General features: G+C 61.3%; 14 protein-coding genes. 9 read left to right on the top strand and 5 right to left on the bottom strand.

Features of this window, described 5'->3' with window-relative positions; translation table 11 throughout:
- Positions 1-13: 13 nt before the first annotated feature.
- From ilvC to ACMV18_RS09570, 3 genes are all read right to left on the bottom strand, one after another.
- A complete protein-coding gene (gene ilvC, locus ACMV18_RS09580; RefSeq protein WP_374255756.1) occupies positions 14-1030 on the bottom strand; it encodes a ketol-acid reductoisomerase in 1017 nt (338 codons plus the stop codon).
- An 89-nt stretch (positions 1031-1119) separates the two neighbouring features.
- Positions 1120-1611 carry an acetolactate synthase small subunit gene (ilvN, locus tag ACMV18_RS09575; protein WP_374255758.1) on the bottom strand — a complete coding sequence of 164 codons (492 nt, stop codon included), beginning with the start codon at positions 1609-1611 and terminating at the stop codon, positions 1120-1122.
- A 181-nt stretch (positions 1612-1792) separates the two neighbouring features.
- Positions 1793-3532: an acetolactate synthase 3 catalytic subunit gene (locus ACMV18_RS09570; RefSeq protein ID WP_420817649.1), complete on the bottom strand. Its 1740-nt coding sequence runs from the start codon at positions 3530-3532 to the stop codon at positions 1793-1795.
- 362 nt (positions 3533-3894) lie between these two features.
- On the opposite strand from ACMV18_RS09570, the gene ACMV18_RS09565 reads away from it, so the two are divergent.
- The 5 genes from ACMV18_RS09565 (at position 3895) to ACMV18_RS09545 (ending at position 7151) form a co-directional block, all read left to right on the top strand.
- Positions 3895-4431 (top strand): RNA polymerase sigma factor, encoded by a 537-nt coding sequence (locus ACMV18_RS09565; RefSeq protein ID WP_374255762.1) that lies wholly within the window; start codon positions 3895-3897, stop codon positions 4429-4431.
- A complete protein-coding gene (locus tag ACMV18_RS09560; RefSeq protein ID WP_420817648.1) occupies positions 4428-5066 on the top strand; it encodes a DUF3619 family protein in 639 nt (212 codons plus the stop codon). Before ACMV18_RS09565 ends, ACMV18_RS09560 begins: the two co-directional genes overlap by 4 nt.
- Before the next feature lie 166 nt (positions 5067-5232).
- The gene (locus ACMV18_RS09555; protein WP_420817646.1) at positions 5233-5967 is read left to right on the top strand and encodes a DUF3106 domain-containing protein; all 735 of its coding nucleotides are present in this window, start codon (positions 5233-5235) and stop codon (positions 5965-5967) included.
- A 6-nt stretch (positions 5968-5973) separates the two neighbouring features.
- The gene (locus ACMV18_RS09550) at positions 5974-6543 is read left to right on the top strand and encodes an RDD family protein (RefSeq protein ID WP_420817645.1); all 570 of its coding nucleotides are present in this window, start codon (positions 5974-5976) and stop codon (positions 6541-6543) included.
- Positions 6540-7151: a TIGR00730 family Rossman fold protein gene (locus tag ACMV18_RS09545; RefSeq protein WP_374255768.1), complete on the top strand. Its 612-nt coding sequence runs from the start codon at positions 6540-6542 to the stop codon at positions 7149-7151. Before ACMV18_RS09550 ends, ACMV18_RS09545 begins: the two co-directional genes overlap by 4 nt.
- 4 nt (positions 7152-7155) lie before the next feature.
- On the opposite strand, the gene ACMV18_RS09540 is transcribed toward ACMV18_RS09545, so the two are convergent.
- Positions 7156-7494: a P-II family nitrogen regulator gene (locus ACMV18_RS09540; protein WP_374255868.1), complete on the bottom strand. Its 339-nt coding sequence runs from the start codon at positions 7492-7494 to the stop codon at positions 7156-7158.
- A gap of 135 nt (positions 7495-7629) precedes the next feature.
- Entirely contained in the window at positions 7630-9336 is a 1707-nt protein-coding gene (locus ACMV18_RS09535) for an NAD+ synthase (protein WP_420817644.1), read from the bottom strand.
- 288 nt (positions 9337-9624) lie between these two features.
- Between ACMV18_RS09535 and ACMV18_RS09530 the strand changes: the two genes are divergently transcribed.
- The 4 genes from ACMV18_RS09530 to ACMV18_RS09515 all read left to right on the top strand — a co-directional run bounded on the left by ACMV18_RS09530 (position 9625) and on the right by ACMV18_RS09515 (position 15371).
- Positions 9625-11058 carry an NAD(P)/FAD-dependent oxidoreductase gene (locus ACMV18_RS09530; protein ID WP_420817642.1) on the top strand — a complete coding sequence of 478 codons (1434 nt, stop codon included), beginning with the start codon at positions 9625-9627 and terminating at the stop codon, positions 11056-11058.
- Positions 11059-11190: 132 nt separating this feature from the next.
- Positions 11191-13056: a M24 family metallopeptidase gene (locus ACMV18_RS09525; RefSeq protein ID WP_420817640.1), complete on the top strand. Its 1866-nt coding sequence runs from the start codon at positions 11191-11193 to the stop codon at positions 13054-13056.
- Between the two features lie 265 nt (positions 13057-13321).
- Complete coding sequence (locus ACMV18_RS09520; RefSeq protein WP_420817639.1) at positions 13322-15037, top strand: cytochrome D1 domain-containing protein; 1716 nt, start codon at positions 13322-13324, stop codon at positions 15035-15037.
- 25 nt (positions 15038-15062) lie between these two features.
- The gene (locus ACMV18_RS09515) at positions 15063-15371 is read left to right on the top strand and encodes a c-type cytochrome (protein WP_420817667.1); all 309 of its coding nucleotides are present in this window, start codon (positions 15063-15065) and stop codon (positions 15369-15371) included.
- The last annotated feature ends 119 nt before the right edge of the window (positions 15372-15490 follow it).

Genomic DNA, 15490 nt, shown 5'->3' with positions numbered 1-15490 from the left:
GCCGGCTCCCGGATCAGTTCTTGGACTGGTCGACCAGCTTGTTCTTGGCGATCCAAGGCATCATGGCGCGCAGTTCGGAACCCACCTTCTCGATCGGGTGATCGGCGGTCAGGCGACGACGAGCGGTCATGCTTGGGTAGTTGGTGCGGCCTTCCAGGATGAACATCTTGGCGTATTCGCCAGTCTGGATGCGCTTCAGAGCGTTGCGCATGGCTTCGCGCGACTTCTCGTTGATCACTTCCACGCCGGTCACGTACTCGCCGTATTCGGCGTTGTTCGAGATCGAGTAGTTCATGTTGGCGATGCCGCCTTCGTACATCAGGTCGACGATCAGCTTCAGCTCGTGCAGGCACTCGAAGTAGGCCATTTCAGGAGCGTAGCCAGCTTCGGTCAGGGTTTCGAAGCCCATCTTCACCAGTTCAACCGCGCCACCGCACAGAACGGCTTGTTCGCCGAACAGGTCGGTTTCGGTTTCTTCACGGAAGTTGGTTTCGATCACGCCACCCTTGGTGCCGCCGTTGGCAGCAGCGTAGGACAGAGCGATGTCCTTGGCCTTGCCGGACACGTCTTGGTACACAGCGATCAGGGAAGGCACGCCGCCGCCCTTCAGGTACTCAGAACGCACGGTGTGGCCAGGGCCCTTGGGGGCAACCATGATCACGTCCAGGTCAGCGCGAGGCACGACTTGGTTGTAATGCACGTTGAAGCCGTGAGCGAAAGCCAGCGTGGCACCCTTCTTGATGTTGGGCGCAACGTTGTTGTTGTACACCTCGGGGATGTTTTCGTCAGGCAACAGGATCATGACGACGTCGGCGGCCTTCACGGCTTCGTCGACTTCAGCGACCTTCAGGCCAGCGCCTTCAGCCTTGGACCACGATGCGCCACCCTTGCGCAGACCGACCGTCACGTTGACGCCCGAGTCACGCAGGTTTTGGGCGTGAGCGTGGCCTTGCGAACCGTAACCCACGATGGTGACGTTCTTGCCCTTGATCAGGCTCAGATCGGCGTCCTTGTCGTAATAGACCTTCATGTTTGTAGCTCCGTCGGTAGCTGTTGAATGCCCGAAAAAATCAGGCAGGTTGTTCAATGAGATAGCGGGGTTGGGGAGACTGCGGAGAGTCAGACGCGCAGAATGCGCTCGCCGCGCCCGATCCCGCTGGTCCCGGTGCGCACGGTTTCGAGGATGGCCGCACGGTCGATGGCTTCAATGAAGGCATCCAGCTTGTGTGCGTCACCCGTCAATTCGATGGTGTAAGTCTTGTCGGTCACGTCGATGATGCGACCACGGAAGATGTCGGCCATGCGCTTCATTTCTTCGCGCTCCTTGCCCACAGCACGCACCTTGATGAGCATCAACTCACGCTCGGTGTAGGGGCCTTCGGAGAGGTCGACCACCTTGACGACTTCGATCAGTCGGTTCAGGTGCTTGGTGATCTGTTCGATCACGTCATCCGAGCCATGCGTGACGATGGTCATGCGCGACAGCGAAGGATCTTCGGTCACGGCCACGGTCAGGCTCTCGATGTTGTAGCCACGGGCAGAGAACAGACCCACCACGCGCGACAGGGCGCCGGCTTCGTTCTCAACCAGGAGGGCAATGATGTGTTTCATGTTGATCGTCCTTTCGGGCTCTTGAGTCACTGTGGCGGTAACCGCAGTGCCGTGGCCGCGTAGTGCGATGAGTAAATGTCTTGTTGCGTCCGGCAAGGGCTTCACAGAGGCCCGACAGACACCGGCAAGTGTCTGCCTGCATCTGCGTCACCCATGCCGGGTCTGGCTCAGTGTCTGACGATCACAGTTCCTCGGAACCCAGCAGCATCTCGGAGATGCCCTTGCCGGCCTTGACCATCGGCCACACGTTTTCAGTGGGGTCGGTGCGGATGTCGAGGAACACGGTGCGATCCTTCAGCTTGATGGCTTCGCGCAGGGCGCCTTCGACGTCTTCCGGACGCTCGATCAGCAGACCCACGTGGCCATAGGCCTCGGCCAGCTTGACGAAGTCAGGCAGCGCGTCCATGTAGCTGTGCGAGTAACGGCCGGAGTATTCCAGCTGTTGCCACTGACGCACCATGCCCAGGTAGCGGTTGTTCAGAGCCAGGACCTTCACAGGCGTGTTGTACTGCTTGCAGGTCGACAGCTCCTGAATACACATCTGGATCGAGCCTTCGCCCGTGATACAGAAGACGTCCGACTCAGGCTTGGCCAGCTTGATGCCCATGGCGTAAGGCAGACCCACGCCCATGGTGCCCAGACCGCCGGAGTTGATCCAGCGACGGGGCTCTTCAAACTTGCTGTACTGCGCGGCAAACATCTGGTGCTGACCGACGTCCGACGTGATGTAGTAGTCGGTGCCCTTGGTCAGCTCGGCCAGCTTCTCGATCACGGCCTGAGGCTTGATCACCTCGGTCGAAGTCTTGAACTTCAAGCACTCGCGCTTTTTCCACTCGTTGATCTGGCTCCACCAGGTTTCCAGAGCCTTGGGCTCGACGCGCTGGTTGGTTTCCTTGATCTGAGCGATCATTTCCTGCAGCACATCCTTCACATCGCCCACGATGGGGATGTCAACCTTGACGCGCTTCGAAATCGACGAGGGGTCGATGTCGATGTGGATAATCTTGCGCTCGACCTGTGCAAAGTGCTTGGGGTTGCCGATCACGCGGTCGTCGAAGCGAGCGCCGATGGCGATGACCACGTCAGCGTTCTGCATGGTCATGTTGGCTTCGTACGTGCCGTGCATGCCCAGCATGCCCAGGAAGGTCTTATCGGAAGCGGGGATCGCACCCAGACCCATCAGGGTGCTGGTGCGGGGGTAGCCCAGCATGCTGACCAGTTCACGCAGCTCCTTGGAGGCCTCGCCCAGAATCACGCCGCCGCCGGTGTAGATGTAGGGACGCTTGGCCGTCAGCATCAGCTGCACTGCCTTGCGGATCTGGCCGCCGTGACCCTTGCGCACGGGGTTGTACGAGCGCATTTCCACCGACTCGGGGTAGTGGAAAGCAGTGGTCTTGAGCGACACGTCCTTCGGGATGTCGACCACGACAGGACCTGGACGGCCGGTGCGGGCGATGTGGAAGGCCTTCTTCATGGTCTCGGCCAGATCGGCCACGTCCTTGACCAGGAAGTTGTGCTTGACGATGGGACGGGTGATACCAACGGTGTCACATTCCTGGAAGGCGTCCAGACCGATGGCGGCCGTGGGCACCTGACCGGTGATGATCACCATCGGGATGGAGTCCATGTAGGCGGTGGCGATACCGGTGATCGCGTTGGTCACGCCAGGACCCGAGGTCACGAGCGCCACACCGACTTCGCCGGTGGCACGCGCGTAACCGTCAGCAGCGTGAACGGCAGCCTGTTCGTGGCGCACGAGCACGTGCTCGATGGAATCTTGTTTGTACAGCGCGTCGTAGATGTACAGCACTGCGCCGCCTGGGTAGCCCCAGATGTACTTGGTGTTCTCGGCCTGCAGGCAGCGGACCAGAATCTCAGAACCGTTGAGGATGTCGCCGCCGTGGGCGTTAGTCGTATCCATGATGAATGAAACCTTTCCGAATTTCTCTAACGAAAAACGATCGGTGCCCCTCTACATCGTTTTGAACCCAGGGTTCAACCCGACAGCACTGCGACCACGGATGGCCAGCGTGCTCGCCCTTGTGAGGCGGATTTGGAGCGTGCGCGGCCTGCCACTGACGCCGGTTGGGCGGACAGATTCAGACCAGATCGAGATGACGCAAAAGCTGACATTATCGCACCCCTTGGCATCAATTCAACAATTCCACTTCTTTCTGGCGCCGAATCAAACGCGACGTGCATAATTCGCTCCGCAAATCGCCCCAGCTTTTAGCCTTGACCGCGCCCGCCAAACCATCCCCCGCAGAGGATCTCAACGCTTTCTTGATCAGCGTTGAGCGCCGCGCATTCAAGCGCACGGTCTTCGCGGTCCGGGACGAAGATGCTGCCCTGGACATCGTGCAAGACGCGATGATCCGATTGGCGCAAAGCTACGGCGACCGCCCTCCCGCCGAATGGCCTGCTTTGTTTCAGCGCATCCTGTCGAACGCCACGCTGGACTGGTTTCGTCGCCAAAAAGTTCGCAATGCGGTCTTTACCAACATTGGGGAACTTGAAGCCTCGGCCGAGGACGAAGATGGGGACTTTGACCTTTTGTCCGTGCTGCGCTCTGACGAGGCTGGCACGGAAGGTGCTGACGATGGCGCCAGTCGCACAGAAATGTTGCAACTGATTGAAAAGGAAGTCGAAAAGCTGCCAACACGTCAACGCGAAGCCTTCCTGCTGCGTTACTGGGAGGAACTGGACGTCGCCGAAACCGCCGCGGCCATGGGTTGCTCCGAAGGGAGCGTCAAAACACATTGCTCGCGTGCTGTTCAGGCATTGGCCAAGGCACTTCAATCCAAAGGCGTCACATTGTGAAAAACCGCACCACTCTGTCACCGTTGACTGATGCGCAGCGCGAGGCCATTGAGGCCCGTTTCGCGATGCGTTTGAGCGCGCGCCTGGATGAAGGTGCGCAGGCGTTGCCACATGACATTTCCGAGCGCTTGCGCGTCGCGCGCGAGCAAGCGGTTCGTGTTGCGCTGGCCGGGCGCCTGAGTGCCGCCGTCGAGGTGGCGCACGTCTCCGCCCCCGTTGTTCAGGCCGAATTGACACTTGCCGGCGCCGGTGGCGCCTTGACAGGCCAAACGGCAGGCATTCCTGCGTGGCGCGAGGCGGCTCAGGCCCGTACCCCCTCACACGGACGCAAGTTGGACGACGGCCCATTGGGCTGGGGCTGGCGTTTGGCCACGGTGGTGCCCGTTCTTGCCTTGCTGGCCGGGCTTTGGGGTGTGAACCACTATCAGAAACAAGAGCAAGTCGAAGCCACCACGGATGTCGACATGGCACTGCTGACCGATGAACTCCCTCCCGACGCCTACTCGGACCCTGGTTTCGAAGCCTACTTGAAGGACGATACCGGCCCAACCGTTCGCGCTGTGGAAGACATGCCTCCAGAAGCAGACGGCGACCTCAAGACCACCGAAACGGCACCAGCCTCATCCACACCTTGATGAGCGACATCGGAGCGACAACGAACTCATGACACAACGCACCTGGCCCGGACCACTTTATGCCCGTTTGATGGCAGGTTTCGCGTTGTTTGGCGCCTTGGCAACAGGGTTCGCTCATGCCCAAAAGTCCCCGGGCCACGCACCATCTCACACTGCCGCAGCCCCCGTGAGCGACGCGCCAGAGTGGATGGAGTTGACCCCGCACCATCGTCAGGTGTTGGCCCCATTGGCCAGTCACTGGACATCCATGGACGATGTCGTTCGCCAGAAATGGGTCAATGTCGCCAATCGCTACGACTCATTGAAGCCGGCAGAGCAAGCACGCATGCGTGAACGCATGACAAGCTGGTCCAGTTTGTCGGCGCAAAAACGCGGCGAGGCGCGTTTGCGCTTCCAGCAAGCCCGACAGTTGTCCCCGGAGGAACGTCAGCGCAAATGGGAAGCCTACCGCGCCCTGCCCGCAGAAACGCGGCAGGAGTTGACTCGACAAGCCCACCGCCAAGCGCACCCGGTGTATTTGCCCGATTCCGTGGCTGGCCCCAGAGAAGCCAAGCAAGCTTTCAGCGCCAAACGTTTGCCCACCACGGCTGACGGTGGTCGCAAGGTCAACGCGGCCCCGCAGGGCAGCAGCGCGGCCGTGATCGCGCCCAAGGTCGTCGCCCCAGCAACCGTGCAGGCTGGCCCTGGCGCCACCACCATGTTGCTGACCCAACCCCCGACGCCACCAGCCCATCAACAGACGGGTCGCCCGAAGATCAGTGCCGACAAAGCACTGGTCGACCCGGTAACATTGCTGCCTCGCAAACCCGCCGTGGCAGCCAGTGTCGCCGCCTCTCAGCCCGTGCCTGCCCCCAAAGTGGTCGACACAAGCGCGAGCCAGGCGACACGCCCCCTCCCCTGATCTTCCATGTCACTTCTCAAGATTCCCGAGCAAGGCGGCCTCGGCGCGAACACTTGCGTCGAACGTGCCCAAGGCCCTGCGCCAGCCGTACTGCGCCGTATGGCGGCTTTTTTGTATGAAGGCGTCCTGCTGTTTGGCCTGGTGATGGTGGTAGGCGCGGTGTACAGCATCAGCGTGAACCAGCAACATGGACTGCGCGGACGCGAAGGCATGATGGCCGTACAGTTTCTGGCTTTGGCGCTGTACTTCATCTGGATGTGGACGCATGGTGGCCAGACCCTGGCACTCAAGACCTGGCAATTGCGCGTGCTGTCCGCCAACGGGCAACCCATCTCGCCGCGCCAGGCCTTGGCGCGCTTCATGCTGAGCTGGCTGTGGTTCATGCCCGCGTGGATCACCGCTTGGGCAGCCGAGCAGCTGACGGGCTTGCACGCGTCCGGACTGCTGTACGGCATCATGCTCGCGTGGATCGTCATCTATGCCGCGCTGACACGTTTGCTGCCTCAAGGGCAGTTTCTGCATGACGTGATCTGCGGCACCCGCATCATCGACAACCGCAAGCAGCTGCCAGCATGACCCTGTCTCTCTGTGTTTACTGTGGCTCCCGTAACGGGCATGACGAAGCACACCTGGCCGCGGCCCGGGAGGTTGGGCGGCAGATCGGCCTGCGCGGCTGGCGACTGGTTTACGGCGGCGGCAGTACCGGCCTGATGGGCGCGGTGGCCGACGCGGCACTGGCAGCCGGCGCCGAGGTGATCGGTGTGATTCCTGAGCGGCTGATCCAGAAGGAGCTGGGGCACGGCGGCGTCACCGACCTGCAGGTTGTGGACAGCATGCATGAGCGCAAGCACCGCATGGCGATGCAGTCGGACATGTTCATTGCCCTGCCAGGTGGCATCGGCACGATGGAAGAGATCTTCGAGGTCTGGACCTGGCGTCAACTGGGCTATCACCGCAAAGCGGTGGGGCTGCTGAACGTGGCGGGGTATTACGACAACCTGCTGCGCTTCATCAACGACTGCCGAGATGGCGGTTTCCTGTGGCCCGATGTGCAGGAATTGCTGCAAGTGAACAGTGACATCCCTGCGCTGCTCGACAGCCTGGCGGCCGAACAAGCCCGCCTGAAAGCACAAACGCCGCCCGACCTGGAACCAGGCCCTGGCGGCGTTTCGCCGGAAATCTGAAAAATCAGACGGCGGCTTCGTCGGTCTCGCCGGTGCGGATGCGCACCACTTGCTCCACCGGCGTCACGAAGATCTTGCCGTCACCGATCTTGCCGGTCTTGGCTGCGTTGACGATGGCGTCGATGCAACGCTCGACGTCGTCAGCCTTGACCACGACTTCGATCTTGACCTTGGGCAGGAAGTCAACCACGTACTCTGCACCGCGATACAGCTCGGTGTGGCCCTTTTGACGACCAAAACCCTTGACTTCGGTCACGGTCAAGCCGGTCACGCCCACTTCTGCCAGTGCCTCACGCACCTCTTCGAGCTTGAATGGCTTGATGACTGCGGTGATCTGTTTCATGGTCATGGCGGGGAACTCCGGATAAGGTCAGGGAATTACTTTGTGGTGTCACAGCACTGATGTTGCAGTGCAAGACTGATATTTAAGCACGTCTGCGCAGCAAAGGTGTCATGTCCGAGCGTCAGGTGTACCGGATCAGGCACGGAATCGGGACGTGATCGGATAACGCCAGTCTCGGCCAAACGAGCGGTGCGTGATGCGGATGCCCACCGGGGCTTGGCGACGCTTGTATTCGTTGATCTTGAGCAGGCGGGTGACCTTGTCGACATCGGCCTGCGGGTAGCCGGCCGCCACGATCTCGTCAATCGACTGGTCGTGCTCCATGTAGCGCTCAAGGATGTCATCGAGCACGTCGTACTCGGGCAGGCTGTCCTGGTCTTTCTGATCGGGGCGCAGCTCGGCTGACGGGGGGCGCGTGATGATGCGATCGGGAATGGGCTCGACCTGCCCCAGCGCTGCGGCCTGCGCATTGCGCCAGCGCGAGAGTCGGTACACCGTGGTCTTGACCAAGTCCTTGATGACTGCAAAGCCCCCGGCCATGTCGCCATAGAGGGTGCAGTAGCCGGTGGCCATTTCGCTCTTGTTGCCCGTGGTCAGCACGATGGCGCCGGTCTTGTTGGACAAGGCCATCAGCAAGGTGCCACGGATGCGTGCCTGGATGTTTTCTTCGGTGGTGTCTTCCTGACGCCCAACAAACAGTGGCGCCAGCGAAGTTTTGAATGCTTCGAACTCGGGGGCAATGGCGATTTCGTCGTGACGCACCCCCAGGCGGTCGGCCATGTCCTTGGCGTCGATCCACGAGATGTCGGCGGTGTACGGTGACGGCATCATGACGGTCCGCACTTTGTCTGCGCCCAAGGCATCGACCGCGATGGCGAGCACCAAGGCCGAGTCAATGCCACCCGACAGACCAATGATGGCACCGGGGAAGCCATTTTTGCCCACGTAATCTCGCACGCCACACACCAAAGCGGCCCAGATTTCGGCATCGGTAGACAAAGGCTCGGCCAGGTTGCCAGTCACTTCACCATGGGGCTGCAGCGTCACGGCCAGCGAAGCCACTTCAAAGCTTGGGGCGCGGGCGCAAACCTGCCCTTGCGCGTTGACAGCAAAGGACGCACCGTCGAACACGACCTCATCCTGCCCACCCGTCATGTGGGCGTAAACCAGCGGCAAACCCAGTTGGCGCGCGCAATCGCCCATGCGCGCCTCGCGTTCAACACGCTTGCCGGCATGGAAAGGGGAGGCATTGAGCACCACCAGGGCCTGCGCACCTTGCGCCACGGCAGACTGCGCAGGTTCGTCAAACCAGGCGTCTTCGCACACGAGCAGCGCCACGCGCCAGCCCAGAACGTCGACCACGACTGGGCCCAGGCCGGCTTCTCGCCCGCTGATGAAATAGCGACGCTCGTCAAAGACCTGGTAGTTGGGCAGTTCGCGTTTGGCATAACTGGCCACCAACTGGCCGCCGCGAATGAGCGTGGCCGCATTCAGCCGACGTGGCACAGACCACGAGCGTGTCCGCACGTCGTCACCAGCGGTCATGGGGTGCCCCAGGACCAAGTGCAGGTCTGGGAGATCGGACAGGCTTTGGGCAATGTGCTGGGTAGCGTCATCGCACGCGGCCATGAAGGCGGGGCGGAGCAGCAAGTCTTCCGGCGGATACCCGCACAGCGCCATCTCGGGCGTCACCACCAGTCGCGCGCCGCTGGCATAAGCCTGTCTTGCCATGTCGATGATGGTGCGAGCATTACCTTGCAAGTCACCCACGATGGGGTTGAATTGCAGCAAGGCCACGGCAAGAGCCTGTTGGGGAGCAGAGACGGTGGACACGGAATTCATGGAGACAGTTCACGGCTTCTTGCGCGCACCTGCGCGCGCAAGTGAGCATGGTAACGGCCTTGTCATCCAATTTCCGTGCCTGCCGGCATTCACCCCACGCAGCGCAGCCACGCGAATGGGCACTTCGAAGCGGAAGACAGCAATTTTCATCAGGAAACCGGCAAATGAAGTCCGTTTATCCCTTGATCCGGGGACGCACAAAGTTTGTGCAGGCTCGAAAAATGCTTCAAGACCTTGGTATAAACGCTGACTTTTCTCGGGCTCTGCCCACCTACCCGTTCGACGAGCATGCTGTTTTCAAAGTCCAAGACGCCATCTGCCGCCCAACCTGTCGCGCCTCGTCAAGGTAAGCCTCGTGTCGTGATCATCGGTTGTGGTTTTGGTGGGCTGGAAGCTGCCAAGGCTTTGGCTCAGGCTGACGTCGAAATCGTGGTGATTGACCGCACCAACCACCATCTGTTCCAGCCCTTGTTGTACCAGGTGGCCACGGCGGGGCTGCCCGCGCCAGCGATTGCGGGCCCGATCCGCCACATCCTGCGCAAGCAAATTGCGCAAGGCAACCTGACCGTGCTGATGGGTGAGGTCACGTCGATTGACTCCGCATCGGACTGTGTGGTGCTGGATGGTGGCGAGCACATCCACTTCGATCACCTGATCTTGGCGGCTGGCGCCACGCACAGCTATTTCGGGCGGGATGACTGGGCCAAGTACGCGCCAGGCCTGAAGACCTTGGGTGATGCGTTCACCATTCGCCGTCGCGTGCTGACTGCTTTCGAGCAGGCCGAGCGCGAGACCGACCCGGTCAAGCGCGAGCCGTGGCTGACCTTTGCGGTGGTGGGCGCAGGCCCCACCGGGGTGGAGATGGCCGGTACGATGGCCGAGATTGCGCAGCACACATTGAGCGCAGAGTTCCGTCGGATTGACTCGCGGATGGCGCGCGTGATTTTGCTAGAAGGCGCACCGCGCGTTTTGGGCACCTTCACCGAGGACCTGTCTCACCGCGCTCAAGAGCAGCTGGAGATGCTGGGTGCGGAGGTGCTGCCTGGCGCCAAGGTCACCAACATCAATGCGTTTGGGATCAATTACGACCTGATGGAAAAGCAGGCCGATGGCACCAGCAAGGTGGTTTCACATTTCCTGCCCACCCGCACGGTGATCTGGGCAGCGGGTGTCGCCGCATCACCGCTGGGCAAGGCGCTGGCCAAGAGCACCGGATGTGAGCTGGATCGCGCGGGGCGCGTGGTGGTGCAGCCGGACCTGACCATTCCCGGCCACCCCAACATCTATGTGGTGGGCGACCTGGCCTCGGCCAAGAGCTATCTGGATCCAGAAAATCCCACGCCGGTCCCCGGCGTCAGCCCGGGTGCCAAGCAGATGGGGCGCAAAGCCGCGTTCAACATCATGCGACGCCTCAAAGGTCTGGATGCACAGGCCTTCCGCTACTTCGATTACGGTTCGATGGCGACCATTGGCAAGCGTGCAGCCGTGGCCATGATCGACATCCCGTTCACCAAGAAGCGCGTTCGCTTCAGCGGCTTTGCGGCATGGTTGTTCTGGCTGTTTGTGCACGTGTACTTCCTGATCGGTTTCCGCAATCGCACCGTGGTGATGATGGACTGGGCGTGGGCCTACTTCACCTCGCAGCGCCACGCACGCGTCTTCCCGGACCCGCACGCGCTGGAGCCGAACGCCCGTGTGGTGCGGGTGAATCCGCAAGACTGACGGGCACGGCTGGGCGCCGTGGTCGCCGTGGTCGCAAGTCCACGGTGACGCATGGCGCAGCAGGCTCGTGGCAACATTGGGGCGTTCAGCCCCTTTTTTGCGCCTGCGCCCCCCTCGCCCTTCGCTGTGACCATGACTGTTGACACCCTGCCCCCAACCCACCCGGATATTGCAGCCCGCCTTCAGGCGCTGCGCACGCACATGGTCGGACAGGGGTGGCAGGCTGTGCTGGTGCCCAGCAGCGACCCCCATCTGTCGGAATACCTGCCAGATCGCTGGCAGGGCCGCCAATGGCTGAGTGGCTTCACCGGGTCGTCTGGCACGCTGCTCGTGTCTGCAGAGAAAGCTGCGCTGTTCACTGACAGCCGCTACTGGGAACAGGCGGAAGCCGAGCTGGCCGGGTCCGGCATTGATCTGGTCAAACTGGAAGGGCCTGCTGTGCCGGCTTACGTGGCATGGTTGCAGGCTTTGACACATGCGCCCTCGCCTGCCGCCTTGGCTGTCGACGGCGCGGTGCTGGGACTGGCACAGGCGCAGCAATTGCAAGCAGCGCTGGCCGCAGCGGGCTGGAGCATGCATACCGAAACCGATGTGCTGGATGGCCCTTGGGTGCCCCGCCCCGCGCTGCCCGCTGGTGCAGTGTTTGAACACGAAGCACCGTTCAGCACCACACCGCGTGCGACGAAGCTGGCCGAGGTACGTGCGCTCATGCAGGCCAAGGGGGCGACACACCACTGGGTTGCCACTTTGGACGATCTGGCCTGGTTGCTCAACTTGCGGGGCGCGGATGTGGATTACAACCCCGTCTTCTTGGGGCACGCGCTGGTCAGCCTGACACAGCTGGAATTGTTTGTGGGTGAAGGAAAGATCAGCGATGCGCTGGCAGCCCGCTTGCAGGCCGACGGTGTGGTGCTACGACCCTACGGTGCCGCAACGGAGGCCCTGAAGGCGCTGCCGTCCGACGCCGTGATGCTGATGGACCCCAAGCGGGTGACCTGGGGCCTGCGGGCTGCGGTGCCTGCGGGTGTCAAGGTGATCGAAAGCATCAACCCGAGCACGCTGATCAAGTCGCGCAAGACGGATGCCGAAGCGGCTTGCACCCGCGAAGCCATGGAGCGCGATGGCGCGGCGATGTGCGCCTTCTATGCCTGGCTGGAACAGGCTCTGGGCACGACCTACGTCAGTGAGTTGACGATTGACGAGCGGATGACAGCCGAACGGGCCAAACAGCCCGGTTATGTCTCGCTGAGTTTTCCGACGATTGCCGGCTTCAATGCCAATGGCGCCTTGCCCCATTACCGCGCCACCGAATCAGCCTTTGCCGTGCTCAGCACGCCTGAGGGCCTGACGGCGGAAGGTTTGCTGCTGATTGATTCGGGCGGGCAATACTTGGGCGGCACCACCGACATCACCCGCGTCTGGGCCATTGGCACCCCCACCGCCGCACAGAAGCGGGATTTCACGCTGGTGCTCAAGGGCACCCTGGCTTTGTCGCGCACGCGCTTTCCGCAAGGCACGCTGGCGCCCATGCTGGATGCCATCGCCCGTGCACCGCTGTGGGCCGAAGGTCTGGACTTTGGGCACGGCACAGGCCATGGCGTGGGCTACTTCCTGAATGTGCACGAGGGTCCACAGTCGATTTCCAAAGCCATTCCGACACCGGACATGGCCATGCAGCCCGGCATGATCACGTCGATTGAGCCGGGTTTGTATCGCCCGGGGCAATGGGGCATCCGCATCGAGAATCTGGTGCTGAATGTGCCCGTGCCGCCCACCGTGGCTGATGCAGCCCCAGGCACCCCGGAATACGGTCAGTACCTGGCGTTTGAAACATTGAGCCTGTGTCCGATTGACACCCGTTGCATTGATCGCAGCTTGCTGCGCGACGATGAAATCGCCTGGCTGAATGCGTACCACGCCGAGGTACGACACCGACTGTCCCCGCTGGTCAGCGGCGATGCGCTGGCTTGGTTGGTGCGACGCACCGAGGCCATCTGACACAGCTGACGCACTGGCCTTCCAACGTCACCACGCCGCCACGGCCAGATTGCTTTAGATCAATCTGGGGCTGACCCGCCCCCTAACTCCATTGCCCGTTTTCGTTTCTTGAACTGCTTCAAGGAACGAATGCGCGTGCGCGCCGAACATGCCCTTGCTCGATGTCAGGGTATGCAGCCACCCCGAGCAAACACCCGAGAGGGCGTGCAACGGCGCAGCACCGGGCCTGGCGTCCATCAGGCCTTTACAAAATGGAGAAGCGCTCATGAAGACTCCACGCATGGCCAGACTGGCCGCCGCCACGATGGTGGTCATGGCATTTGGAGCTCAGGCCGGCGACCGGAATGTGTCCCAGTCGGAGATGAACTATCAAGCAGGTACCTCACCGCTCGCCAACGAGCCGATGTACCAAAGCAGCAACCCCAAAGCGCCACCGATGACGCAGGCCGAGTTCGACAAGGCCCGCAAAATCTATTTCGAGCGCTGCGCGGGCTGCCACGGTGTGCTCCGCAAGGGAGCCACCGGCAAGCCGCTGACGCCTGATATCACGCTGTCCAAGGGCACCGACTACCTGAAGGTGTTCATTGCCTACGGCTCGCCCGCGGGCATGCCCAACTGGCTGACGTCCGGCGAAATGAATGAAACCGATGTGGACCTGATGGCCCGCTACATCCAGCAGGATCCTCCGCAGCCACCCGAGTTCGGCATGGCTGAAATGAAGAACACGTGGAAGGTCATCATTCCGCCGGAAAAGCGTCCGACGAAGAAGATGAACAACTACAACATCAGCAACATCTTCTCGACCACGCTGCGTGACTCGGGTGAAGTGGCGCTGATCGACGGTGACACCAAGAAGATCATCAACATCGTCAAGACCGGCTACGCGGTGCACATCTCGCGCCTGTCGGCATCGGGTCGCTATCTGTTCGTGATTGGCCGCGACGCCAAGATCAACATGATCGACTTGTGGATGGAAAAGCCTGACAACGTGGCTGAAATCCGCGTAGGTCTGGAAGCCCGTTCGGTGGACACCTCGAAGTACAAGGGCTATGAAGACAAGCTGGCGATTGCCGGCAGCTACTGGCCACCCCAGTACACCATCATGAAGGGCGACACCCTGGAACCCCTGAAGATTGTGGGCACCCGTGGCATGACGGTGGACAAACAGGAATACCACCCCGAGCCACGCGTGGCATCGATCGTGGCCTCGCACTTCAAGCCTGAGTTCGTGGTGAACGTGAAAGAAACCGGCAAGACCTTGCTGGTGGACTACTCTGACATCAACGCCCTCAAGACCACTGAAATCGGCACCGCTCGCTTCCTGCACGATGGTGGTCTGGATTCGACCAAGCGTTACTTCATGGTCGCCGCGAACCAATCGAACAAGATTGCCGCCGTGGACCTGAAGGAAGGCAAGCTGTCAGCCCTGATCGATGTGGGCAAGATCCCTCACCCAGGCCGCGGTGCGAACTTCGTTCACCCCAAGTACGGCCCTGTCTGGTCGACGGGTCACTTGGGTGACGACAGCATTGCGCTGATCGGTACCGATCCGAAGGGCCACAAGCAGTACGCCTGGAAGGTCGTCGAAAACATCAAGAGCCAAGGCGGCGGTTCGCTGTTCATCAAGAGCCACCCGAACTCTCAGCACTTGTATGTGGACAACCCTCTGAACCCGGATCCGAACGTGTCGCAGTCGGTGGCTGTGTACGACATCAAGAACCTGAGCAAGGGCTACACCGTGCTGCCGATCGCCAAGTGGGCCGGCCTGAACGATGGTGGTGCCATGCGCGTGGTTCAGCCTGAGTACAACAAGGCGGGTGATGAGGTCTGGCTGGCTGTGTGGTCTGCGAAGGACAAGCAATCGGCCATCGTGGTGGTGGATGACAAGACGCTGAAGCTGAAGGCAGTGATCAAGGACCCACGTCTGATCACACCGACGGGTCACTTCAACGTGAACAACACCCAGCACGACGTCTACTGATCACGCAGACAGGAGTATTCACATGATCAAGCAATTGTTGGTTCTGAGCGCTCTGGCACTGGCCGCGACCTCGTCGATGGCTGCTGCGGATGAAGCCATGAACAAGGCCGGTTGCATGGCCTGCCACGCCAAGGACAAGAAGGTGGTGGGTCCGGCGTTCAAGGACATCGCAGCCAAGTACAAAGGCGACAAGGCCGCCCCTGCCAAATTGGCTGAGAAGGTGCGCAAGGGCGGTGCTGGCGTATGGGGCCCCATCCCCATGCCCGCTCACACGCCAGAGAAGATCAACGACGGAGACCTGAAGGACGCCGTCGATTCGATCCTCAAGTCCTGATCCGTCATGGACTGAGCACACATGATCAGCACCTCACGAGTTCGCTCGCGCTGGGATCACGTCGGCAGAAAGCTCTGTCAGGCGTGGCTGGTCATGGTGTGCGCGGGCCTCGCGCCCGC

Source organism: Aquabacterium sp., assembly GCF_048860245.1.
In the GTDB taxonomy this organism is placed as follows: Bacteria; Pseudomonadota; Gammaproteobacteria; order Burkholderiales; family Burkholderiaceae_C; genus Aquabacterium.
Note: the sequence above shows the minus strand (reverse complement) of the source record. Positions and strands in the feature narration are given on the sequence as shown.